This is a genomic window from Ornithinibacillus caprae (assembly GCF_009728145.1).
Lineage (GTDB): Bacteria > Bacillota > Bacilli > Bacillales > Amphibacillaceae > Ornithinibacillus > Ornithinibacillus caprae.
The window spans coordinates 1-24,577 of record NZ_WOCA01000027.1; the positions used below are offsets into that span (position 1 = coordinate 1).

Annotated in this window: 19 protein-coding genes and 1 riboswitch; of the genes, 10 read left to right on the forward strand and 9 right to left on the reverse strand. The window is 37.8% G+C overall.

The features are described from left to right. Positions 1–150 precede the first annotated feature (150 nt). The 5 genes from GMD78_RS20270 to rarD all read right to left on the reverse strand — a co-directional run bounded on the left by GMD78_RS20270 (position 151) and on the right by rarD (position 6,636). A complete protein-coding gene (locus GMD78_RS20270; protein WP_155671689.1) occupies positions 151–786 on the reverse strand; it encodes a YpmS family protein in 636 nt (211 codons plus the stop codon). 134 nt (positions 787–920) lie between these two features. Then, complete coding sequence (locus GMD78_RS20275; protein ID WP_155671690.1) at positions 921–1,829, reverse strand: SGNH/GDSL hydrolase family protein; 909 nt, start codon at positions 1,827–1,829, stop codon at positions 921–923. Between the two features lie 594 nt (positions 1,830–2,423). Then, complete coding sequence (gene metX, locus GMD78_RS20280; RefSeq protein WP_343042460.1) at positions 2,424–3,476, reverse strand: homoserine O-acetyltransferase MetX; 1,053 nt, start codon at positions 3,474–3,476, stop codon at positions 2,424–2,426. Between the two features lie 165 nt (positions 3,477–3,641). Next, positions 3,642–5,378 (reverse strand): O-acetylhomoserine aminocarboxypropyltransferase/cysteine synthase family protein, encoded by a 1,737-nt coding sequence (locus GMD78_RS20285; RefSeq protein ID WP_155671692.1) that lies wholly within the window; start codon positions 5,376–5,378, stop codon positions 3,642–3,644. Between the two features lie 94 nt (positions 5,379–5,472). Further along, a riboswitch (SAM riboswitch) is annotated at positions 5,473–5,592 on the reverse strand. Between the two features lie 141 nt (positions 5,593–5,733). Beyond that, positions 5,734–6,636: an EamA family transporter RarD gene (gene rarD / locus GMD78_RS20290; RefSeq protein WP_155671694.1), complete on the reverse strand. Its 903-nt coding sequence runs from the start codon at positions 6,634–6,636 to the stop codon at positions 5,734–5,736. 193 nt (positions 6,637–6,829) lie between these two features. On the opposite strand from rarD, the gene megL reads away from it, so the two are divergent. After that, complete coding sequence (gene megL, locus GMD78_RS20295; protein ID WP_155671696.1) at positions 6,830–8,014, forward strand: methionine gamma-lyase; 1,185 nt, start codon at positions 6,830–6,832, stop codon at positions 8,012–8,014. A gap of 13 nt (positions 8,015–8,027) precedes the next feature. Here megL and GMD78_RS20300 read toward each other — a convergent pair whose 3' ends face one another. Further along, the gene (locus GMD78_RS20300; RefSeq protein WP_196493885.1) at positions 8,028–8,582 is read right to left on the reverse strand and encodes a short-chain dehydrogenase; all 555 of its coding nucleotides are present in this window, start codon (positions 8,580–8,582) and stop codon (positions 8,028–8,030) included. A gap of 150 nt (positions 8,583–8,732) precedes the next feature. Between GMD78_RS20300 and cls the strand changes: the two genes are divergently transcribed. The 7 genes from cls to hutG all read left to right on the forward strand — a co-directional run bounded on the left by cls (position 8,733) and on the right by hutG (position 18,327). Then, the gene (gene cls, locus GMD78_RS20305; protein ID WP_155671700.1) at positions 8,733–10,175 is read left to right on the forward strand and encodes a cardiolipin synthase; all 1,443 of its coding nucleotides are present in this window, start codon (positions 8,733–8,735) and stop codon (positions 10,173–10,175) included. A gap of 34 nt (positions 10,176–10,209) precedes the next feature. Continuing rightward, positions 10,210–10,737 (forward strand): acyl-CoA thioesterase, encoded by a 528-nt coding sequence (locus tag GMD78_RS20310; RefSeq protein WP_155671701.1) that lies wholly within the window; start codon positions 10,210–10,212, stop codon positions 10,735–10,737. 130 nt (positions 10,738–10,867) lie between these two features. After that, positions 10,868–12,283 (forward strand): alanine/glycine:cation symporter family protein, encoded by a 1,416-nt coding sequence (locus GMD78_RS20315; RefSeq protein ID WP_343042461.1) that lies wholly within the window; start codon positions 10,868–10,870, stop codon positions 12,281–12,283. Between the two features lie 375 nt (positions 12,284–12,658). Beyond that, the gene (gene hutH / locus GMD78_RS20325) at positions 12,659–14,194 is read left to right on the forward strand and encodes a histidine ammonia-lyase (protein WP_155671705.1); all 1,536 of its coding nucleotides are present in this window, start codon (positions 12,659–12,661) and stop codon (positions 14,192–14,194) included. After that, a complete protein-coding gene (gene hutU / locus GMD78_RS20330; RefSeq protein ID WP_155671707.1) occupies positions 14,181–15,836 on the forward strand; it encodes a urocanate hydratase in 1,656 nt (551 codons plus the stop codon). Before hutH ends, hutU begins: the two co-directional genes overlap by 14 nt. A gap of 296 nt (positions 15,837–16,132) precedes the next feature. Continuing rightward, positions 16,133–17,386: an imidazolonepropionase gene (gene hutI / locus GMD78_RS20335; protein ID WP_155671709.1), complete on the forward strand. Its 1,254-nt coding sequence runs from the start codon at positions 16,133–16,135 to the stop codon at positions 17,384–17,386. Next, positions 17,383–18,327 (forward strand): formimidoylglutamase, encoded by a 945-nt coding sequence (gene hutG, locus GMD78_RS20340; RefSeq protein ID WP_155671711.1) that lies wholly within the window; start codon positions 17,383–17,385, stop codon positions 18,325–18,327. Before hutI ends, hutG begins: the two co-directional genes overlap by 4 nt. A 37-nt stretch (positions 18,328–18,364) precedes the next feature. Here hutG and GMD78_RS20345 read toward each other — a convergent pair whose 3' ends face one another. Next, positions 18,365–18,700 (reverse strand): winged helix-turn-helix transcriptional regulator, encoded by a 336-nt coding sequence (locus tag GMD78_RS20345; RefSeq protein WP_155671713.1) that lies wholly within the window; start codon positions 18,698–18,700, stop codon positions 18,365–18,367. 214 nt (positions 18,701–18,914) lie between these two features. On the opposite strand from GMD78_RS20345, the gene GMD78_RS20350 reads away from it, so the two are divergent. Both GMD78_RS20350 and GMD78_RS20355 read left to right on the forward strand, forming a co-directional pair. Next, on the forward strand, positions 18,915–20,159 hold the full coding sequence (locus tag GMD78_RS20350) for an aminopeptidase (RefSeq protein ID WP_155671715.1): 1,245 nt from the start codon (positions 18,915–18,917) through the stop codon (positions 20,157–20,159). A gap of 108 nt (positions 20,160–20,267) precedes the next feature. Further along, positions 20,268–20,507: a hypothetical protein gene (locus tag GMD78_RS20355; RefSeq protein WP_155671717.1), complete on the forward strand. Its 240-nt coding sequence runs from the start codon at positions 20,268–20,270 to the stop codon at positions 20,505–20,507. Positions 20,508–20,580: 73 nt separating this feature from the next. Here GMD78_RS20355 and recQ read toward each other — a convergent pair whose 3' ends face one another. Together recQ and brnQ are read right to left on the reverse strand one after the other, a co-directional pair. Continuing rightward, a complete protein-coding gene (gene recQ, locus GMD78_RS20360) occupies positions 20,581–22,722 on the reverse strand; it encodes a DNA helicase RecQ (RefSeq protein ID WP_155671718.1) in 2,142 nt (713 codons plus the stop codon). A gap of 271 nt (positions 22,723–22,993) precedes the next feature. Further along, complete coding sequence (gene brnQ, locus GMD78_RS20365; RefSeq protein ID WP_155671721.1) at positions 22,994–24,283, reverse strand: branched-chain amino acid transport system II carrier protein; 1,290 nt, start codon at positions 24,281–24,283, stop codon at positions 22,994–22,996. Positions 24,284–24,577: the final 294 nt, after the last annotated feature.

The following is a 24,577-nucleotide window of genomic DNA, read 5'->3' on the forward strand; positions in this document are numbered from 1 at the left end:
ACCTAGCAAAGCTAGGCTAGTTGTGTGGGAGTTTATTTTCAATAAAAATTTCTTACTTAATAAAACAGTTATGACAGAATTAAAAAAGCTTGTAGAGAAAAAACACCTACTTTCTCTACAAGCTGAATGCCGTGGAGATCCACGGCATTTTTATTCGAATTCCGGAGGTAATTCAATTCCTAAAGTTTCATAAGGAACCTTTAGCTTAAATGCCAAGTTGTTAGCTCCCAAATCAATATGCTCCACACTAACTTGAAAATTACTTTTTATATCCATTTGCGTTACGGCAACATAAATTTCCTCATCTTTTGGATTTACATTGATCCATTCAGGTGTGGGCAAGTACTTTTTCATGTATTCCATTATTTTTTTATTTGGTAATTCCAATAAACCAATCGAGATAGACCGTTGCTTTAATACAACGTCCCCATTGTCTTGAACAATAGGTTCAAAATGGACAGATAAAGGAACAGTAGTTGAAAAAGCAGGTAGTTCCCCGATAAGATGTACATCATCTTCCAATAAAATACTATATTGATGGTTTGTATTTTTTAATAATTCATCAAGATAGGCATTCACTAGTTCGTTCAAGTTATTTTTCGTTGTTCGTACAACAAATTCAGAACTCTTTTGTGTTTCCTCTTCCTCTGATGTCGGTATTTCTGATTCTTGTACTGGCCAAAAAATAAGAATAATTAGTGCAAGAAAAATAATAATATTACAAGTAAGCAAGGCGAGGAATAACTTTTTCCATTTCATGCTTTTATTTTGTTTGTTTTCGGCCATATCGCTCACCTTTCTTTGCTTAAAGTAAATCTTCATTCATTAGGGTCCTTCCCAATGAATAGTAGTACCACAAGGCATGGCTAAATGGACCATTACGGTAAGTTGAGCCCCTAATATTATTTTGAAGCTAGGGGCTACTGTTCGTTATTGTGTGGCAAATACTCCAATACGCGCTCAGCCATCAACTCGTATCCATATTCATTTGGGTGAAAATTATCATCTGCAAATAGGTCTAATTTTGTATTCATAAATAAATCCTTCGTTGGTATAAATGTCCCCTGTACTTGCTCCTCGACAATTACTTTTCCAGTACTATTCCAAGAATCCACAATTTGATCTAATTCTTCAATTTCAGGGAAATATTGTGAAAAAGGGTTATAAAAACCAATTAAATAAATTTCTGTATCGGAATTAATCTCATGTATTCGTTCTAAAATTGTTGTTAATCGTTCTTCATAATGAATTAATTCCTTGGAAAAAGGGTCATAGGTCAAATTTGTGAAGTTTTCTTTTGCAACCTTCATAATATCATTTGCACCTATTGTAATTAACACGATGTCTGCCTTTTCAATGGCTGTAACAATTTCTGGATCCTGTAAGCGAGTAATAAGCTGATCAGTTCTGTTTCCGCGCTTCCCAAAGTTATGAAAGTAAACTTGTTCATTTGCTTGATTGAGTCTTTCTTCTACTATTCCTACATAACCACCCCGACCAGTGGAGTCTCCCACGCCTTGAGTTAATGAATCTCCGATTGCAACTATATTTGTTTCATCTCGTTTAAAAAAATCAATCGTGCTCTCTACAGCCTCAGAGATGAAGTTGCCAAAAGTACCATCATTACTTTCCTCAGGGTCTTCTTCGCTCACTTCTTGTTCCGATAATTGATCATCATCGGTTTCTGATTCTTGTTCCTTTTTATTGGTTGTTACACTCGGCTTAGTAATATTTAAATCGGAATTTGATTGATTTATTATTAAAAAAGTGAGGTTCAACCCCCCAAGTAGAATTAGCAGAGATGTGAGAATCACCATTTTTCGCTTCATGTATACCCGCCTATTCTTCTAAAATATTCTTATAATTATCATATGTACTGTTCCATGAAATCTCTACTCGATATGCATTTAAATCTCTGTTTTAAAACGTACGAGATTACAAGGGAATTTAGTGGGGGTTACTATTACAGTAGCTGTCCACTTAATGTGAAAATGTGAAGTTTACTATATTATATATACCCATTTTCGCTATCTTTTAAAAGAACAATTATGATCCCATTATATATATTTTAAAGGATATATTATAAGATTCCAAACAGTAATATAGAGCCTGGCACAAAACTAAAGTTCTTCATTTTAAAGAGGACTAAATTAGGATCAGGAAGTTTAGGCTGTTATTCTCTGCGGAGGAATCTTAATTCATAGTTGAGGTAAAATACTGATACAACATATTCCTCAAAAAACCTCAGAAGATGGTCAAATAATAGCAACGGGATTTCTGCTGTGGCAGTGAAAGCGGAGTGTAATTTCGGAGCGGGGATAAAGCTCCAACCATCATTTCCGGTTACTGCGGATTCTATACCAAATTAGTAACAAAGCTTATGAAAACTGATTAATACACTTTTGTCTCAGTTTCTTTTATTGCTACGTATTCAAGAAATCCTGTATTAGCGGTCCCCATTTTTCATATTCGGTTAAAAATCCATCATGACCAAAAATGTTTTTTACATGGTGATACGTACAGTTTGCTAAGCTATCAGCAAAGTGTTGAATGGTAGCTGGTGTGTAAATTAAGTCATTGTCAAAACTCAGGAGTAATATAGGTTGGTTGAGTAGGGTAGAAGCTTTCCTCCAGCCACCGCGATTCGTACCTATATCATGCGAATTCATTGCTCTAAGTAGTGTAAGATAACTATTTGGGTCAAATCGAGTAGCTAGTTTTTTTCCTTGATAATCAAGGTAAGACGAAACAGAAAAAGATTGATCTATTTGCTCGCGCTTAAATCTGTCTGAGAATAGCTCTGGACTTCGATACGTAACCATCCCAATCATTCGTGCAATTTCTAATCCTATAATAGGGGAATCGGTATCATAATGACCATTATTCCAATTAGCATCATGTTTAACTACGGTTTCTGCAATATGATTAAAAGCTATGCCATAGTCAGATAATGAAGGTGTCGCAGCAAGAATGATCAACTTTTTCATGAAATCTGGATAGAGCAATCCCCATTCCATAACCTGCATCCCACCAAGGGACCCTCCGATTATAATATCAACCGTTGAAATATTTAATTTAGCTAATGCTTTATTTTGTGCGTGAACCATATCTCGAATTGTTATATCTGGAAAATCATTTCGGTAAGGTTCTCCAGTATTAGGGTTTATACTATTTGGTCCAGTAGAACCATGGCATCCACCGAGTACATTAAATGTAATTAATTGATACTGATTTGTATCTATATATTGATTACTACCAATTAGTCCACTCCACCAACCTGGTTCTTCTGTTGTACCTACAGCAAATTGATTTCCAGTTAGCGCATGACACACTAGGACAGTGGGATTACTAGGTGCACCAATTATTTCATACGACAATGTTACGTTATCTAATGTAACTCCAGAAGATAAAAGAAGTGGGCCAATGGCGACTTCTCCTATATTACGTTTTATTTGATGTTGCAATGGATCCGCCACTATTTACCCACTCCTTTTAGGTAATGATTTATGCAGATAAGAAGGATAAGCTTTCTTATGCTACATAAGTGCAACAAAGGCTAGCACTCGAGAATATAAGGGATTCTAAAAAAACAAAGACCTATTTTCAATAATCCCAAGCAAAAGCTACGTCTTCTAAGATGATTAATTAGTAATGATACTAACTTCAGCCGGCTCCCCTTTTAGTGAGCGTTCTTCATTGAAAATATCTTTATTAGTAATCACGTGAATTCCTGCAGCCTGAGCATGTTGTAATACTTCATCGGACGAGCAAGGCTCCAAAACCCAAATGATTTTTCCAAGTTTATTAATAAGCTGCTCGATTGTAGTTGGGGGTAATGGCCCTTTTTGTACTAAAATGGCATCAACATCATATGGAACAGAAGCCAAATCATTAAAGTTTTCAACTACTGGATTGATAGAGTTCCTGATGGAAACTACCTGATAACCAAGTCCAATTAAATTTTCTAACAAATCATTTTCTCCACCATAAACTGCAATTACCTTTTTGCGAATTGATCCGTTATTTCGTTGGAAAGGGGAAGATAATAGCCACTGAATTGCATCTTCCTCTGTCGGTTTTATCAACCTCGGATGTTTAGTTGCTTTGGCAATTGCTTGGTCTAAATCGTTTAAAATATCCTCCACGGCTTCAATTCCGATGGATAATCGTACTAATTCTTCGCTTACACCACTGCTTTTTAATTCTTCAGCACTTAATTGTTGATGGGTCGTTGAAGCGGGATGAATGATTAAAGACTTTGCATCACCTACATTGGCAACGTGGGACCAAAGCTTCACATGGTCAATTAATTTTCTTCCGGCTTCTCTACCACCAGTAATGCCAAAAGTAATCATGGAACCAAATCCACCATGTAAGTACTTTTTCGCTAGTTGATGTGAAGGGTGGCTAGGTAGACCAGGATAATTAACCCACTCAACTGCTGGGTGTTTTTCTAAAAAGGTAGCGACTTTCTCCGCGTTTTGATTGTGACGCCCCACACGTAAATGTAATGTTTCTAATCCTTGTAATAATAAAAAGGCATTTTGTGGACTGAGACAAGCTCCGATATCACGAAGTAATTGTACACGTAGTTTGGTTGCAAATGCTGCAGGACCAACATCACTATAACGTAGTCCATGATAACTTTCATCTGGTTCTGTAAAGTCAGGGAAGTTGCCATTACCCCAATTAAATCTACCGCCATCAACAACAACGCCACCGATGGAAGTTCCGTGACCACCGATCCACTTCGTTGCAGAATGAACAACAATATCTGCTCCCCATCTCAGTGGTTTAGAAAGGATTGGTGTACCAAAGGTATTGTCGATAATTAATGGAATGTTATGTTGATGAGCAATCGATGAAATCCTCTCGATATCAAAAATATTTAGGCTAGGATTTGTAATTGTTTCACCAAAAATAGCTTTTGTTCTTTCGGTAATTGCCTGTTCAATTTCTTCTGGTTTTGTACCATCTACAAAGGTAACATCAATTCCATAGCGCGGTAACGTTTTGGCGAATAAGTTATATGTGCCGCCATATAAATTGCTGTCAGCAATTATTTCATCACCAGCACTAACAAGATTTAAAATGGCTAGAGTGATAGCGGCCATTCCCGATGAAGTAGCAACAGCAGCTACTCCATCTTCGAGTAATGCAACACGTTGTTCAAATGCATCTACGGTAGGATTACCAATCCGAGTATAGATATTACCTGGTTCTTTTAAGCCGAATAAATTTTGTGCGTGTTCCGTGTTACGAAAAACGTAGGAAGTAGTTTGATAGATAGGGACTGCCCTAGATCCAGTTGTGGGATCAGCGACTTGCCCTCCGTGTAAAAGATGTGTTTCTGGACGTTGAAATTGAAAATCTGTCATTCATTTTTCCTCCTTTTGAATAGTAAATCTGGAGGAAGAGGAGAAATAAAAAACCCTCTTCCTAAGAAGAGGGTGTAACGTTTACCGTTTCCTCCTCTTATCTTCCAGATCAATTTGACCTGTAGGATTTAGCACCTTTAAGGAAAAAAATATTATTTTTCCTAAGGTTGCCGGGTTTCGTAGGGCCTATTCCCTCCACCACTCTTGATAAGAGATTAATATGTAACTTGATGAGAATTATATCGGTGTCTTGTTAAATTGTCAATAAATTTTTTCGTAGAAAGGAGAGAATAATCTTTCTTTTTCTGCATAAGTCAACTATGAATTTTTGTTTGGCAATAGCCAAGTTTACTAATTAATTAGACTGTTTCCGAATGGGATGCTTATAGACGGTACTTAAATAGATTAATAGTGCAATCCAAATCAAACCAAACGAGATTAAGTGTGCTTGAGAAAAGGTTTCTTGATACACAAAGATTCCTAGAAATAGCATGATGGTAGGGGCAAAATACTGCAGAAAACCAACCATCGCTAAAGGTATTCGTTTTGCTCCACTAGCAAATAATAATAATGGTATTGCTGTTGCTACTCCTGCTCCAATCAAGAATAGGTTGGTATGCGAAAGAACGTTTGAATTTGTAAACGTGTTAACAGGTATAACGGATAGATAAATAAGAGCAATTGGTGTAACAATCATCGTTTCAATGGTTAAGCCAAACATCGCAGGAATATCCACCGTTTTCTTAAATAACCCATAGAGAGCAAAGGTTACTGCAAGCGTTAGGGAAACCCAAGGAAACACACCATAACTAACCGTTAAGTAAAGTACGCCTACACCTGCTAGAATAACAGAAAAGGTTTGTGGTTTCGTTAATTTTTCCTTTAGAACAATTATAGCAAGTAAAATGCTGACAAGCGGATTGATATAATAGCCTAAACTAGCTTGGATAACATGATCACTATTAACTGCCCAAATATATGTGAGCCAATTTAAACTAATCACGATAGATGCTAATGTAATCCCAATTAACTTTTTGGGGTCCTGAATGATAATTTTACATTCGCGTAAAAAAGCTGGCCATTTCTTTAACAAGAGAACAACCACAATCATAAATACAAACGACCAAATAATTCGGTGGGCGAGGATTTCACCTGCAGGAACTTCATCAATTGCTTTCCAATAGATAGGCAAAAATCCCCATAATATATAAGCGCCGGCTGCATACACAATGCCTGATCTTTCCACATTTTTCTCCATAAAATAACCTTCTTTATATATATAGTTCGAAACAATTAACATCACTCTAAATTATGGTAATTTTAGAACGTTCCTTAAAAAAATGCAATTAACTAGAATCGGAACAACAAAAAGAAAACGCTTTCAAAAATTAGATTTATAGAATATGATAGTAATATAGGGATACAAAATATTTATTAGGGGGAGAGTTACCTTGTCTCGTAAATATAATCACTTTGAAACGTCTGTTATCCATGAGGGATATGATGCAAAAGATATGCTAGGTAGTTTAGCCACACCATTGTTTCAAACATCAACATATACATTTACTTCAGCAGAACAAGGGGAACGAAGATTTGCTGGGGAAGAAGATGGATATATTTATTCTAGGTTAGGAAATCCAACGGTTACTGTTCTTGAAGAGCGAATTGCAGCATTAGAAAATGGAGAGAGGGGATTAGCCTTTGGTTCAGGAATGGCAGCAGTATCTGCAGTTCTAATTGCATTGACAAAAGCTGGTGATCATATCCTTTGTTCATCCGGATTGTATGGCTGTACATTTGGACTTTTAACTATGATGAAGGAAAAATATAATATTGATCATGATTTTTCTGCGATGGAATCTAAAGAAATGATTCGGTCACTTATTCGTCCAGAAACAACATGTATTTATGTAGAAACACCGATAAATCCTACCATGAAGTTGATTGATCTAGAGATGGTGGTGGAAGTGGCAAGAGAGTTTGATATTCCAGTTGTTGTGGATAACACGTTTTCCTCACCCTATTTACAACGCCCACTTGAATTGGGATGTGATGTAGTGATTCATAGTGCTACAAAATATATCGGTGGCCATGGTGACGTAATTGCAGGTTTGGTTGTAGGAAAAAAAGATTTTCTAGATTCTGTTGCGATGACGACACAAAAAGACATTGGTGGAATTATATCGCCTTTTGATGCATGGCTATTATTACGAGGTCTAAAAACCCTGCCAATTCGTATAGATCGTCATTGTGATAATGCTGAAAAAATTGTTGAGCGGTTAAAAACGCATCCAAACGTTTCAAATGTTTATTATCCAAATGATGAAACCAATCCAGACTTTCCTATCATGCAAAAACAAATGAAACGAGGAGGTGGCGTGATCTCCTTTGATATAGTTGGTGATAAAGCTGATGCACAACAATTTCTTAATAAATTATCGTTCTTAAAAATTGCTGTAAGTCTGGGGGATGCAGAAACATTAATTGAGCACCCGGCAACGATGACACATGCAGTTGTTCCCCAAGAATCACGTATGGAGATGGAAATTACTGATCAGCTCATTCGATTATCGGTCGGTCTTGAGGCATGGGAAGATATTTGGGCAGATGTAGAGCAAGCGCTCAATCAGCTATAACCTGATCGGTTAATTATTGTGGACGCTTGCTCCAAGGTTTCAGTGTCCCAACAACGGTTTCTTTATAATCACGTTGAATCACTTTAATGACCCCATTTGCAATTTCATCATGGGTTAACCAACGTGAACCATTTTCCTCAACTACAAATCCTAGGTAAACACGTCTGTACGCACAGGTTTCTGGTACGGGCGTGTTTTCTTTTACGAAAAACGAGGAGCTCCCTTGAACATGAATTAATTTCCACGGTTCTTGACGATCCTTAAATGGCTCTAATATAAGAGGAAGGGCATCTGGTGCAGAGGAGTGAATCCAGCTAACCACAAGATCTGGCAATCCAAAATGGGTTACAGCCTCTGCTACTTTACCCTGCAATTGGTCTCCATCATGATAATCTACGGTTAAGGGATGAAAGCTATCCGGCATGGAATTTTTCTTCCTCATCCTTTCAAATTTTTCCCGATTACGATTGATCACAGAAACAAAATAATTCTGTTCTACTAGCCAATGACAAACCCGTTCCAGCATTCCAGTACCACCAATTACTAATGCATGTGGTTTATCGTTCATTAAAACGACCTCCTTTTTCATACAGTATAGTATAAAGATAATAGCGGAACAAATAAGGAGTATCTGTCTAGCTAGCGAATTTATGTATGCATTTGTACTTTGTGCTATATTAGAATTATAATCAAAACAAGATAGAAGGGGATTAGTTTTATGGATTTCATGCCCTATATATTAGGATTTATTATGTTTTTTAATATTGCCTTAGGGATATCCATTGTATTTTTAGAGCGGAAAGATGCAAGCTCTGCATGGGCATGGCTAATGGTTTTGCTGTTTATTCCAGTAGTTGGTTTCATTCTTTACTTAATTTTTGGGAGACGTTTAAGCAAGCAACGTATATTCCATTGGGATACTAAATCCAGGTTAGGTGTTCAAAAAGCAGTAGAATCACAGCTTACAAAAATAGAAGCAGATGAGTTCGAATACAAAAATGAGGAATTAAAAAACTACAAGGAATTATATTATTTACATTTAAAAAATGATGACGCGATCCTAACCCAAGACAACAGCGTCCAAATCTTTACAGACGGACATCAAAAATTTGACAGCCTAATTAAGGATATGGAGATGGCAACAGATCATATCCACTTGCTGTACTATATTGTGAGAAAAGATGAACTTGGGCAGCGGATAGCAAATGTACTTATTAAAAAGGCAAAAGAGGGTGTAGATGTACGTTTTTTATATGATGATATGGGCTCTAGAAGGATCGGGCGAAAATATATTAAACGGTTACGAAATGCCGGGGTTCAGGTAGAGGCATTTTTTCCACCTAAGATTCCAAATATCAATCTAAAAATCAATTATCGAAACCATCGCAAGCTAGCAATTATAGATGGAAAAATTGGCTATATAGGCGGATTTAATATTGGAGATGAATATTTAGGGAAAAGTAAACGGTTTGGTTATTGGCGTGATACACACCTTCGGATTACTGGAGACGCCGTGCAAAATATGCAAACTCGGTTCATATTAGATTGGAACCAAGCCTCTAGAAACGATATATTATATCATGAAAGGTATTACGCATCTGAGCCATCTGGTGATGTCGGTATTCAAATCGTGTCTAGTGGGCCTGATTCGGATTGGGAACAAATAAAAAATGGGTACATTAAAATGATACTTTCTGCAAAAGAATATGTATATATTCAAACGCCATATCTGATTCCAGATGAAAGCTTACGTGATGCATTACGTATTGCTGCCTTGTCTGGCGTGAAGGTAAAAATCATGATTCCGAATAAACCGGATCACCCGTTTGTGTATTGGGCAACTTTTTCCTATGTTGGTGACTTATTAGCTGCTGGTGCGGAAGTATTTATTTATCAAAATGGATTTTTGCATTCTAAGACGCTTATTGTCGATGGGAAAATAGCATCTGTAGGAACAGCCAATATCGATGTGCGTAGTTTTCGTTTGAATTTTGAAGTAAATGCGTTTTTATACGATCAAACTTTAGCAGAGAAATTAGTGGATTATTTTAAACAAGATATCCAGCATTCTACGCAAGTAACATTGAAATTATATGAAAAGCGGTCGATCGTTATTAAAATTAAAGAGTCCGTATCTAGATTACTCTCGCCAATTTTATAATGTAGAACTCGATGATAAATATAGGAGGAATTTCATGGAGAAAAAACCTTGTTCTAACTCACTAGCAGTCAAAACATCTCACGTCTTGCCACCTGATACGAATAGTCATGGCACTTTATTTGGTGGTAAATTAATGGCCGATATTGATGATGTGGCAGCGATTGCTGCGGTAAGGCATTCTCGTCATCCGGTTGTAACAGCCTCAACGGATTCTGTGGATTTTTTAGCACCTGTAAAAGAAGGAGATTCCATTTGTGTCGAAGCTTTTGTTACATGGACGCATAATACATCCATGGAGGTATTTGTAAAAGCTGTTACAGAGGAATTACTTACAGGTGAAAGAAAAGTATGTACCACTGCTTTTTTAACGTTTGTAGCTGTTGATGAAAATGGAAGACCGACCCCTGTTCCAGAAGTGTATCCGGAAACTGAACTAGAAAAGCTTCTACATAAAGAAGCTCCCAAGCGAGCTGCTAGACGTAAGGAAAGAAGAAACACGTCTAAGGAACTGGCAACTAAATTCGGAACGAACTATCCTTGGCATGATGAACGTAATTTATAAATGTAAGCCTGTGGGAGGATCCTGCAGGCTTTTTTATTTGCTTTGGTGCATAACATATAAGTTTCATGAGAGATATTTATGAGGTTTGGGTATGCTAACGACTAGCATTTATTTGGAAAGGGGAAATTAGGTGGAATTTCTAGAAAGTATTATCGGTGATGTAAATGATGTGTTATGGTCCTATGTTCTAATTATTGTTTTAATTGGACTAGGCTTATGGTTTACTGTTCGTACGAATTTTGTGCAGTTTAGAAACCTGCCAGAAATGTTTCGTGTGCTTTTCGATAGACGAACAATGGTTGCTTCTGGGAAAAAAGGGACATCCTCATTTCAAGCTTTTGCAATTAGTGCTGCCTCTCGGGTGGGAACTGGAAACCTAGCAGGTGTAGCTTCGGCTGTTGCTGTTGGTGGTCCTGGAGCAATTTTCTGGATGTGGATTATTGCACTCTTGGGTGCAGCATCTGGTTTTGTAGAGAGCACACTTGCGCAAGTATATAAGGTTCCTGAAAAAACGCAATATCGCGGTGGACCAGCATATTATATGGAAAAAGGATTGAAAAGTAGAACGCTAGGAATCATTTTTGCCATAACCATTACCTTCACATATGGACTTGTTTTCAATTCTGTTCAATCTAATACAATTAGTCTCGCTTTTTCAGGAGAATTTGCGATTGATCAAAATATAGTGGCGGTCGTATTAGTTGTATTAACGGCAGCAGTGATTTTTGGTGGTCTACGAACGATAGCTAATGTAACCCAAGTTATTGTGCCCGTGCTAGCAATTTTGTACATCGTTGTAGCTTTATTTATCCTAATTGTAAATATAACTGCTGTTCCCGAGATGATCTCATTAATTATTTCTAATGCATTTGGAATTCGAGAGGTTGCTGGTGGTGGCTTCGGAGCAGCAATTATGATGGGAATTAAGCGTGGCTTATTTTCCAATGAAGCAGGTATGGGTAGTGCACCTAATGCAGCTGCAACTGCAGAGGTAACACATCCTGCAAAACAAGGATTTATACAAGCACTTGGTGTGTTCTTTGATACGATATTAATTTGTTCAGCAACAGGGTTTGTCATTCTATCTGCAGGTGGATATGCTGGCAGTGATTTGGATGGAATTCAATTAACCCAAAATGCCTTTTCTGCCCATATCGGTGACTGGGCAGAAATTTTTATAGCTATTGCTATCTTTCTCTTTGCCTATAGCTCGATTTTAGGAAATTATTATTATGGGGAAAGCAATATCGGTTATATAAGAGATAGTCGAGTTGGTTTGTTTATTTATCGGTTAGCTGTATTAGCGATGGTAGTGTTCGGAGCAATCGCGACATTTGATTTAGTTTGGGCACTTGCTGATTTAACCATGGCGATCATGGCATTAATAAACCTGTATGCGATCACAAGGCTATATAAAATTGCCCATCGGGTTTTAGAGGATTATCGTGCACAACGAAAAGAAGGAAAAGATCCTGTGTTTTATCGAGATGTATTGGAAGAAGATGCAGGAATTGAATATTGGAGTAGGGATCAAGTTCGAAAGTAGTGAGTAGGTGTTGCCTCTCTGCCGAGTGATGGTGGGGAGGCATTTTTATAGTGGCATTGAATATGAGTATAGGGGCATCGGACAGAAGAATGAGAGTATCGGACACAGGAGGAAGAACATCGGACACAAACGCCAGATGGGCATCCAAAACCACAATTCCATAACTCCACCACAATACCTATTGACCAATTAATAGAAAACGCTTACAATTAATATTAGAAAATTTAAAACAGTTTGAGGTGGTAGCTATGTTTATCATTCATCACCAGCGAAAACCTATTAAAAATATAAAGGGAGGCTTGGTTTAATACCAAAGCCTCCCTTTACTTTTCTTGCTTTACTATAGTAAAGCGATATCGTGGAGGTGCATAAATATTGGTTATCTTAACAGGTTCAGCATTAACGTTACAGGATGTAAAGCAAGTAGTTTTTAAAAATGAGGAAGTACGTTTAGCTACGGATGTGGTGGAACGTATTCGGATGAATCGAGAAACAGTGGAACAAATGCTTGCAGAAAAAAAGACGATGTATGGAATTAATACGGGATTTGGAAAATTTAGTGATGTCATCATCGAGGATCATGATTTAGATGAATTACAATTAAACCTTATTCACTCCCATGCATGTGGTGTGGGAGAGCCATTTTCCGAGCATATTAGTCGAGCAATGCTTTTGTTACGAGCGAATGCATTAGTACAGGGGTATTCTGGTGTTCGTCCTGAACTGGTAAAACAGTTTATTGACTATTTAAATGCGGGAATACATCCTGTTATCCCTCAGCAAGGTTCATTAGGGGCTAGCGGAGATCTTGCTCCTTTATCCCATTTAGCATTGGCACTTCTTGGGGAAGGAAGGGTAGTTTACAAGGGAAATCAAATGGATACGGAACAAGCACTTGATCAATGTGGACTAACACCGATTACACTAAAGGCTAAAGAAGGTTTAGCACTAATTAATGGAACACAAGCAATGACGGCTGTTGGAGTTGTCGCTTACTTGGAAATGGAAAAACTGCTTCATCAAAGCGAGCTTATTGCTGCGATGACTTTAGAGGGATTACAAGGGATCATAGATGCTTTTGATCCGGATTTACATCACGTACGTGGACACCAAGAACAAATCGAAGTAGCGAAGCGGATCTTACAAGTTCTTCAGGATAGTAAACTAACAACCAAGCAAGGGGAACTTCGCGTACAGGATGCTTATTCCTTGAGATGTATCCCACAAGTATTGGGTGCGTCATGGCAAACGCTTTATTATGCGAAAGAAAAATTAGAAACAGAAATAAACGCAGTTACGGATAATCCATTGATTTTTTCTGAAGAAAATAAAGTAATTTCGGGTGGGAATTTTCACGGGCAACCAATAGCATTTGCGATGGATTTTTTAAAACTAGGAATTGCGGAATTAGCGAATATTTCTGAGCGAAGGATTGAGCGTTTAGTAAATCCGCAGTTAAATGATCTTCCAGCTTTCTTAAGTCCTAATCCAGGCCTGGAATCAGGGGCTATGATTATGCAATATAGCGCAGCATCCTTAGTGTCGGAAAATAAAACTTTAGCACATCCAGCTAGTGTGGATTCGATTCCATCATCAGCAAATCAAGAGGATCATGTCAGTATGGGAACGATAGCCGCTAGGCATGCACTACAAATGTTGGAAAACACAAGAAGAGTAATTGCTATTGAACTCATTTGTGCGATGCAGGCAGTGGAGTATCGTGGAATATACAAAATGGCAAGCATGACACATGCATACTATCAACAGGCACGCACAATAGTTCCAAGCATTAGGAAGGATCGCGTGTTTTCTACTGATATCGAACAACTTACCAAGTGGCTTAAGGATGAAGAGGAAAGTGATATCCAAAAACAAATAAATAAAGGTGGGATTATGTATGAACAAAGCTGAGGTTAAGGCGAAAAAGGGATTAGAACTTGAGTGTAAAGGTTGGGAGCAGGAAGCCGCTTTACGAATGCTGTACAACAACTTAGATCCTGAAGTGGCTGAGAAACCAGAGGAATTGGTAGTTTACGGTGGGATTGGAAAAGCAGCACGTAATTGGGATGCATTTCGTGCTATTGAAAAAACACTTAGAAACTTAGAAAATGATGAAACAATGCTGATTCAATCTGGAAAACCAGTGGGTGTCTTTAAAACACATAAACATGCCCCACGAGTACTACTGTCCAATTCCGTGCTTGTACCCAAATGGGCAAACTGGGAACATTTCCATGAACTAGATCAAAAAGGATTAATCATGTATGGCCAAATGACAGCTGGTAGTTGGATTTATATCGGCACGCAAGGAATCCTTCAAGGAACCTATGAAACGTTTGCGGCTCTTGCTAAAAAGCATTATGGAGACTCGTTGAAAGGGACAATTACATTGACAGCGGGATTAGGTGGAATGGGAGGAGCACAACCACTAGCAGTGACAATGAATGGAGGGGTTGTCATTGCGGTTGAAGTGGATCGAAGCAGAATCGAGAAGCGACTACAAACCAAATATTGTGATGTCATGACGGAAAGTGTAGATGAAGCTATTAATCTTGCAAATGAAGCAAAGAAAGCAGGAAAGGCTTTATCAATTGCACTACTTGGGAATGCTGCAGAAATTCATCATGAGTTACTCCATAAATCTATTCAAATTGATATTGTAACAGATCAAACCTCTGCCCATGATCCATTAAATGGATATGTTCCAGTTGGATACTCCGTAGAAGAGGCAGAAGAATTACGAGAAAATAATCCAGATTTATATATAACATTAGCAAAACAAAGCATGGCGAAACATGTAGAAGCGATGCTTCATTATCAACAAAACGGTTCGATTGTTTTTGACTACGGAAACAATATTCGACAGATTGCGAAAGATGAAGGAGTATCTAATGCGTTTGATTTCCCTGGGTTTGTTCCTGCTTATATCCGCCCATTGTTCTGTGAGGGGAAAGGGCCATTCCGTTGGGCAGCTTTATCTGGTGATCCAGAAGACATTTATCGAACAGATCAGTTGATTAAAGAGCTATTTCCAGAGAATGAAGCATTGATTCGGTGGATTGATATGGCTCAGGAACGTGTAGCATTTCAAGGCTTGCCATCCCGTATTTGCTGGTTAGGATATGGAGAACGTGTGAAAATGGGACTTGCCATAAATGATTTAGTACGTAAAGGGGAGTTGAAAGCACCGATTGTAATTGGTCGCGATCATTTAGATTGTGGCTCAGTAGCATCACCGAACCGAGAAACAGAAGGAATGAAGGATGGAAGTGATGCTGTAGCAGACTGGGCTGTATTAAATGCACTTATTAATACGGCAGCAGGCGGATCCTGGATATCATTCCATCATGGTGGCGGAGTCGGTATGGGATACTCCTTACATGCTGGAATGGTGGTAGTGGCGGATGGAACCGATCTAGCTAAGGAGAGATTGGAGCGCGTGTTGACTACAGATCCTGGAATGGGAATCATTCGCCATGCAGATGCAGGCTATGAGACCGCAACTAAATTTGCTGAAGAACATGACATTACCATACCAATGAATAAATACTAAAGCGGAAGCGCGTACGAACTGCGCCTGGCCATGCCAGGTGGTCCGATGTTGACGCGCAAAGCGTCGATCTTAATCGGGCATTCCTACGTAGGAGATTAGATGAACATTACTTTCCGCCAGCAATGGCGGAAGTAATAGTGAATCTTATGCTGGAAGCGAAAAGGAAACACGGCATTCATAGGTTGCAGACGTTGGGCGCTGGATCTAGGCTTGGCCGTTCCTGTAAAGAATCAAATAAAGTTAATTTTTGTTTTGATAATTATATTTTCTAACCAACCTAGAAAGGGGAGAGGAACATGCAACTGGATTTAATAATTACAAATATAGGGCAGTTACTGCCAATGGATAAAGAAGGACCAGTAAAAGGGTCCAATATGAATGACTTAACAGTTTGGGAAAATGCAGCCCTCGGAATTAAGGACGGTAAGGTGGTTTGGATCGGTTCAAACGATGAAATCAATCAAGTGGAATCAGATCAAATGATTGATGCGAACGGAAAACTAGTAACTCCTGGTTTGGTCGAACCACATACACACCTCGTTTTCGGAGGATCAAGGGAAAAGGAAATGGCACTGAAACAGCAAGGGGTTCCATATTTAGAAATTCTAAAACAGGGTGGTGGAATTTTATCGACTGTACAAGCAACGAGGGAAGCAAGCTATGAGGATCTTGTAGAAAAGGCATTATTTCATTTGGATCGAATGGCAATGCATGGGATCACAACCGTTGAAGCAAAAAGTGGATATGGTTTAGATCGAGAAACGGAATTAAAGCAGCTTCAGGCTGTAAAGGAAGCGAATGCAAACCACCCGCTTGATGTTGTATCTACTTTCTTAGGAGCACATGCTGTACCAAGCGAATATAAGCATGATCCCGAAGCATTTTTAGATCGGATGGCTGACATGTTTGCTGAAATTAAAGCTGAAAATCTAGCAGAGTTTGTTGATATTTTTACCGAAACAGGTGTATTTACCGTTGAGCAATCAAGACGTTATTTACAAAAAGCAAAAGATCATGGTTTTGGTGTGAAAATTCATGCGGATGAAATTGATCCACTAGGCGGAACGGAATTAGCCGTTGAAATGGGAGCAATCAGTGGGGATCATTTAGCTGTTACATCGGATGAAGGGATAAAGCAGTTAGCAGACTCTAATACCATTGGTGTAATTTTACCAGGAACAAGCTTCTACCTTGGAAAAGAAGAATATGCTAGGGCTCGTGAGATGATAAATGCTGGTGCTGCTATTTCTATTTCAACGGACTTTAATCCAGGTAGCTGTGTAACGGAAAATCTGCAATTAATTATGTCTATAGCTGCATTAAAGCTAAAATTATCACCGGAAGAAATATGGCATGCGGTAACGGTTAATGCAGCCCATGCAATTGGAAGGGGAAGTGAAGCAGGATCACTTACTATTGGTCGTAAGGCGGATGTAGTCATTTGGGACGCACCAAATTATTTATATATTCCGTACCATTATGGTGTGAATCATACGAATACAGTTATAAAAAATGGGGAAATTTTATATCAAAGGCAGGAGATTCGATGAGTGAAATACGCCATATAAAACCTGCTGGGGAGGCAATATTTAAAGATCGATTTACAACCAAAGCCAAGGAATTGTTACATCCATGGTCTGAAGGTGAAAAAGGAAAATTTGGTCTTGTTGGACTGCCACATTCCAAACCTTCGATAAGCCATTCTGGGGCATCCTTAGCTCCGAATGCTATTCGCCATGCGATGCTAAGCTACTCTACCTTTTCAGGTGAAGCAGAAAGAGAATTAACAGATCGTATTCTAGATTTTGGGGATGTCTACATGGATCCTACAGACATTATAGGTAACCATCATAGATTATACGAGGCGCTGTCTGATGTTTATCATACAGAGGCTGCAGAGAATTGGATTTTACTTGGTGGTGACCATTCGGTTAGTTACGCTTCCATTAAGGCAATTTCTGAAATGCATGGTTCAATTGGAATTATTCAGTTTGATGCCCATCATGATTTACGAAATACCGAAGATGGTGGGCCGACAAACGGAACGCCATTTCGTCGATTATTAGAAGATAACATTATAACTGGAGACCAGTTGGTGCAAATAGGTATTCGTGATTTCACAAATGCTAAAGCATATCATGAATATGCAAAAGAACAAGATATACAAGTGTATACCATGGCTGATGTAAAGGAAACAGGGATGCGGAAAATCTTACAACATCAAGTGGAGAGATTAAAACAAACGTTTGATTCAATTTATGTATCGGTCGATATGGATGTATTGGACCAAGCCTTTGCGCCAGGATGTCCTGCTATTGGGCCAGGTGGAATGGATAGCTATACGTTACTTGAAGGAATTCATTACTTAGCAGCATGTAAGGAAGTAAAAGCGATGGACATCGTTGAAATCGATCCAACCGTTGATATCCGAAATATGACAAGTAGAGTGGCGGCATATGTGATATTACAGTTTATGAAAGGGAAAAGCTAAACAATATATAAAGGGCTGTATTCTCACAGTCCTACTACTAGTTTTCTATAACTTGATCTTGTACTTCTTCATGGGTAATCCATTGCTCAGACCAGTTTTGGATTTCCTGAACAACTGGCTTTAATGCTTCTCCTTTATCAGTTAAGGAGTACTCAATGCGAACTGGGAATTCAGAATATATATTTCGTTTAACGATGCCTTCTTTTTCAAGCATTTTTAAACGATCAGAGAGCAACCTTCCACTAATTGGCAAATCAGACTCCATTTCGGAAAAACGTTTTTTGCCATTTAGAAGTTCTGACAGTATAAGGCCAACCCAGCGTTTGCTGACTAGTTGCATTGCTTTTTCAAATCGTGGACATAACTCGCTCATCATTTTCACCTCTTTACTAAAGCACCGTTTTCTAAACATAAATAACTTACAAAAAGTAACTCTTTATTATATAATAGCATATCCCTTTTGTCGTGTAAAATTCACTAAAATACGTACGAAATAGAAACTTTGCACAATTAGGAAAAGTTAGTTGGATTATTTACCTATTTGTGAAATAATAACGTTATAATACATTTTTATTGGAGGTTTAATAATGGTTTCTCAACAAACACAAGAAAAATACGCTGAACTAGCATTACGCACGGGCGTTAATTTACAACAAGGACAGGCGCTTATGATTAATGCACCACTAGAAGGTGCAGAATTTACGAAAATGGTTGTCCGTAAAGCATACGAATTAGGCGCTAAAGATGTACATATTAATTGGGTTGATGATGAGTTAACCTTGTTAAAATATGAAAATGCACCAGATGATGTAATTGCTGACTATCCAGAATGGAAAGTATTGCTTCATGACTCGTTTGCTGAAGATGGAGCAGCTGTATTAAACATTCGCTCAACAAATCCAGATTTATTGAAAGATATTGATCCGACACGTGTTGCTAAAGCCAATAAAGCAGCAGCACAAGCAATGAAAAACTTCCGTAAGTATACGATGAACGATAAAATTACCTGGTCAATTATATCTATTCCAACAGGAGACTGGGCACAAAAGATTTTCCCGGACAAATCCCGTGAAGATGCAATCGAAAGTTTATGGGAATCTATCGTTAAAATCGTACGTGTAGATCAAGAAGATCCAATTGCAGCTTGGGATGCACATAATGAAACATTGAAAACAGCTCGTGAAATCTTAAATGAGAAAAACTATAAAAAATTAGTGTTTAAAGCACCTGGTACGGAATTAGAAATGGAGCTTCCAGAAGGTCATATTTGGAAGGGTGGATCTGCGGTATCAGAAAAAGGTATTACGTTTAACCCGAATATGCCAACAGAAGAAGTATTTTCTATGCCGCATAAATATGGCGTGAACGGAACGATTTCTAGTACGAAGCCATTAAACTATGGTGGTAGCTTAATTGACAACTTCACGTTAACTTTCAAAGATGGTCAAGTAGTTGATTTTAAAGCAGAGCAAGGTGAAGATACGTTGAAACACCTATTAGAAACAGATGAAGGTGCGAAGCGTTTAGGTGAGATTGCATTAGTACCACATGAGTCACCAGTATCTCAATCAGGTTTACTCTTCTATAATACATTGTTCGATGAGAATGCATCATGTCATGTTGCATTAGGTAAAGCATATCCAACTAACATAAAAGATGGATCAGGTATGAGTGATGATGAACTAGACAAGCATGGCGTTAATGACAGTTTAACACATGTTGACTTCATGTTTGGTTCTGAAAAGCTAGATATTGATGGTGTAAAAGCAGATGGAACTACTGAGCCAGTATTCCGAAGCGGAACATGGGCATTGGATGTAAAAGGGAAATAATTAGCGGACATCACACTCTTGAAGAAGTGTGATGTCTTTTCTAAGTATGAGAGTTTCTTTCGGTAAAGGAATGGATATTTACTCTAAGGAAGAAAAAGAGGTTTTTTTATGAGGAAAAAACAGTATAGCAAGCTCTCTTTACTATGTCTTATTATTTCAGTCATAAGCTGGGTACCAAATGTAGTTTTTGATATAGCAAGTCCGTTTTGGCTAATGACCTTTATTATTCCTCCGATTGGAATAGTATTTGCGGTATTAGCTAAAAATTATTGGTTGGTAGCAGCAAATATAATTATGGTTTTTAGCTTTTACATACTTAAGGCCTTAGGACATGTACTGAATTCCTAAAAAAATCGCTTATGATATTATTCATAAACGATTTTTTAGGATTGTTGCAGGAAGGTCAATTAGCCTCAAGTATTTACATCAGACCATTCTTCACCAAAACAGCCTTGATCTTCGTGTAATCGTACTCCTCTGGCAAAGCTTCCTTTAACGGCTTTAATTTAGGCTCTTCAATTTTCTCTCTAGCAGCTAAAATAGCAGCTTCTTCGTCTTCGTTAAAAAAGATATTCCATGCAATTGGATAACCTTCCTGGAAGGCTTTAAATAAATGGTTTTCTACCGTTATTTTTGTGATTTCTCTTATTGTTGCGATGTCTTTGATCGATTTTCCAGATTTAAACATGTTGTAACTAGTGACATGACTTGGCGTATCGTCTGACTGCCTTTTTCGTTTGGGAGCGGGAGAATCACTTATTCTAATTTTTCTTTTTACATCCGGATGCTCCTTACGCCATTCTTGGATGGCTTGTAAAAAGATATCGCCATATTGATCGTATTTTTTCTCTCCAATCCCTTTTATTTCTAACATATCCTCTTTTGATTCTGGGAAATAGCGACTTAGCTCCTTTAATGTTACGTCTGAAAATAAAACATATGGAGGAACATTTTTTTCGTCTGCAAGTTGTTTTCGTAAATCTCTTAAGATAGCGAACAAATCCTCGTGGTAATCCGCCTCTTCATTCGTTGGAATTGGAGCGGTATACATAGCAACCGATCGATTTCCCTTTAATACATCAACAGAGTTTTGGTTTAGTTTTAAAGTTGGGAATCTGCCTTCTTCTGTTGCGAGCAGTTGCTCTGCGACTAGGAAGTGAATCCGTTCGGTAAGTTCTTTTTCGGTATAGGCTGACATAATACCATACGTAGAAATCGTATGTAGATTAAAGTCTTTGATTTTTTTATCCTTTGAACCCTTTAAAACCTTGGCCGTCATGCCAATACCGAATCGTTCTCCCATACGCTTCACACAAGAGAGAATCATTTGAGCTTCCTCAGTTATATCTGTCTTTTCTAAGCGTTCTACACAATTACTGCATCTGCCGCAGTTTTGCTTGAAAGATGTATCATTAAAGTAGTCTAATATGAATGTTGATAAGCATCCTTGAGTATGGCAGTAGTTCACCATTGCTTGAAGCTTGCGATATTCATTTTGCTTTGCTTGGTCATCCATTAAGGATTGTTCAATTAAAAATTTCTGCAGTTGAATGTCCTGGGCTGAAAATAACAAGATACAATCACTAGCTTCTCCATCACGACCGGCCCTGCCAGCCTCTTGGTAATAGGACTCAATATTCATTGGCATCGCATAATGGATCACATAGCGGACGTTGGACTTATCAATCCCCATCCCAAAGGCGTTCGTTGCAATCATAATTGTTTTTTCATCATGAATAAATGCAGCTTGTGCTTGTTTTCGAGCATTTTCAGACATTCCAGCATGGTATTTAGCTACTTGAATACCACGTTTTTGTAGTTGGTCATAGAGAGAATCAGCTTGTTTTCTCGTTGCGGTATAAATGATCCCTGATTCGTCTTTATGCTCCTCTAGAAAGGAGCGGATATAGCTTGTCCGATCTTTTCCTTTAACGATATGAAAGGATAGGTTTTCACGTTCAAACCCAGTGTTAATGACTTGCTGTGGTTGAATATCCAGCATGGATTGAATATCAGATATTACCTCTTCGGTAGCAGTAGCTGTTAATGCGACATATACCGGGATATTTCTTATTTGTTTTAATTGAGGAACGATAGACCGATAGCTTGGTCTAAAGTCATGTCCCCATTGAGAAATACAATGAGCCTCATCAAACGCTACTAAAGCAATTGGAATTCTTTTTACTATATTTACGAACATGGAAGAATCAAAGCGTTCAGGTGCCACATAAACAAATTTATATCGTCGTGCTTCTATATCATGAAGACGGGTGCGTTGTTCTTCTGCTGTAAGTGAACTATTAATATAAGTAGCTGGGATTCCTAACGCTTGAAGGGCATCAACTTGGTCTTTCATTAGTGAGATTAATGGGGAAATGATAATAGCAGTTCCATCCAGTGAAAGGCCTGGAATTTGGTAACATAGAGATTTACCTCCACCCGTAGGCATCACCGCCAATGTATTTTGCTTATGTATAATATGTTCAATAACTTCCTTTTGACCGGGGCGAAAAGATTCGTAGCCAAAGTACGTCTGTAATATTTTTTCTTGTTCAACAATCATGATTATACTCCTTTCTCCATCTAATCCTACCACATTTTTACGTATTTGCGGTTAGTAATTTGTATTGGTAGAGAAGAAACATAAGTTTTTATATTCTGCACAAGTGCAATGAAGGCTACTGCCAAACAAGAGATATGATAAGCAAAGAATTCCTTTCACGAAAGGTAAGTTTTCTAATATTTTAATGGTATTCTAGTGGAGAGTTTGGTCCCAACACGCACTACCACAAACTAAAAGGATGCTCCCATAACACTGGGTGCATCCCAAAAAGTTAATTACGAATACGACGTTCTCTAAACAGTAGTCCTAGTAATCCACCGATTACTGCTGGGAAAAACCAGCCAAGACCAATATCAAAGAGAGGTAGCTTTTCCATGATCTCTGTTATATGTCTCATTTCTAATCCATAGGCAATGAGTCCATCGTATAAACTAATAATTGCTGTGAACAAAATAGCACCTCGATATACCGTTTTCTCCCCGCCAAATAAACGGTGCATAAATGTTAACAGGATGAGTACAATGGCAATTGGATAAATAAATACAAGTACTGGAACAGAGTAACTAATAATTGTATTTAAACCTTGATTTGCAATGATAAAACTACCTATTGTAACGATTAGAATGATCCATTTATATGACAGGGTCGTGAGCTTGCTGAAAAATTGCCCCAATGCGACCACTAATCCAACTGATGTACTAAAACAAGCAAGTGTAACAATGATTCCTAATACAAAGCTACCAAAGTTACCAAAGATCATCGTTGCAGCACTAGATAAGATCTCACCACCATTTGTGAAATTGCCTTGTGATGCCATTTTAGCGCCAATCCAACCAATAGCAGTATAAACTGTAGCTAACCCAATTCCTGTTATAACACCAGCTTTTAGAGTAGAAATGATTAGTTCCCTTTGGTTAGATACACCACGATCTTTAAACGCATTAACAACAATAATACCAAATGCCAATGAGGCAATTGCATCCATCGTAAGATAGCCCTCTACAAAACCAGTAAACAATGGGGATGTGTTATATTTTTCCACTGGTTTACCTAAATGACCATCTAACAGGAAGAATCCCCCGATACTTAATGCAAGAATGGCAAATAATAAAACGGGTGTTAAGAGTTGTCCGATTCTGTTTACCATTTTTGAAGGATTCAAACTAACTAAAAAGACAAGTGAAAAGAAAATGACAGTAAATATAAATAATGTAAGATTCGATCCTTCCCCGGAAAATGGAACAACACTCATTTCATAACCTACAGTTGCTGCACGAGGAATTCCGAAGAATGGTCCTATTGCTAAATAGATTACTGCTGAAAATAACAGTCCAAATAAGGGATGGACACGGTCAGCTAACTCTCTTGCATCATTTTTAACAAATGATATTGCGGTTATAGCTACTATTGGTAGACCAACACCCGTTATGACGAAACCAATAATGGCAGACCAATACTGTGTTCCTGATTCAATTCCTAATATTGGAGGATAAATTAAATTACCAGCTCCAAAAAATAATGCAAATAACATGAATCCAATGGTAAATGTATCTTTATTCAAGTTAAGTTCTCCTTTAATATTGATGAATTAATCGTATATTTCGTTAAATAATAGAAAGAAATAATTAAATGGTGTTATTTAGTTAAAATTTAGATAATTTGAACTAAATGAAAACAAACAAAACTAATCTTACAAGCTATATAGGATAATGTCAATAAAAAAAGATAGTTCTGAATTTTAGGTTTGAAACCTTTAGTTGATAATGATTTTAAGCTATTTAAAATAGACCTTTTAAAAATATAAAGATAAACTAGTTTACATTATCGACTTTCGCATTTAGAATGTCTTTATATT

Bases quoted from the DNA above. Each gene is read 5' to 3' on its own strand.
- GMD78_RS20270 (WP_155671689.1), bottom strand. From the start codon at position 786: ATGGCCGAAAACAAACAAAATAAAAGCATGAAATGGAAAAAGTTATTC.
- hutU (WP_155671707.1), top strand. From the start codon at position 14,181: ATGAACAAAGCTGAGGTTAAGGCGAAAAAGGGATTAGAACTTGAGTGT.
- recQ (WP_155671718.1), bottom strand. From the start codon at position 22,722: ATGATTGTTGAACAAGAAAAAATATTACAGACGTACTTTGGCTACGAA.
- cls (WP_155671700.1), top strand. From the start codon at position 8,733: ATGGATTTCATGCCCTATATATTAGGATTTATTATGTTTTTTAATATT.
- GMD78_RS20275 (WP_155671690.1), bottom strand. From the start codon at position 1,829: ATGAAGCGAAAAATGGTGATTCTCACATCTCTGCTAATTCTACTTGGG.
- hutI (WP_155671709.1), top strand. From the start codon at position 16,133: ATGCAACTGGATTTAATAATTACAAATATAGGGCAGTTACTGCCAATG.
- GMD78_RS20300 (WP_196493885.1), bottom strand. From the start codon at position 8,582: ATGAACGATAAACCACATGCATTAGTAATTGGTGGTACTGGAATGCTG.
- GMD78_RS20345 (WP_155671713.1), bottom strand. From the start codon at position 18,700: ATGAGCGAGTTATGTCCACGATTTGAAAAAGCAATGCAACTAGTCAGC.
- rarD (WP_155671694.1), bottom strand. From the start codon at position 6,636: ATGGAGAAAAATGTGGAAAGATCAGGCATTGTGTATGCAGCCGGCGCT.
- GMD78_RS20285 (WP_155671692.1), bottom strand. From the start codon at position 5,378: ATGACAGATTTTCAATTTCAACGTCCAGAAACACATCTTTTACACGGA.
- GMD78_RS20355 (WP_155671717.1), top strand. From the start codon at position 20,268: ATGAGGAAAAAACAGTATAGCAAGCTCTCTTTACTATGTCTTATTATT.
- GMD78_RS20310 (WP_155671701.1), top strand. From the start codon at position 10,210: ATGGAGAAAAAACCTTGTTCTAACTCACTAGCAGTCAAAACATCTCAC.
- GMD78_RS20350 (WP_155671715.1), top strand. From the start codon at position 18,915: ATGGTTTCTCAACAAACACAAGAAAAATACGCTGAACTAGCATTACGC.
- hutG (WP_155671711.1), top strand. From the start codon at position 17,383: ATGAGTGAAATACGCCATATAAAACCTGCTGGGGAGGCAATATTTAAA.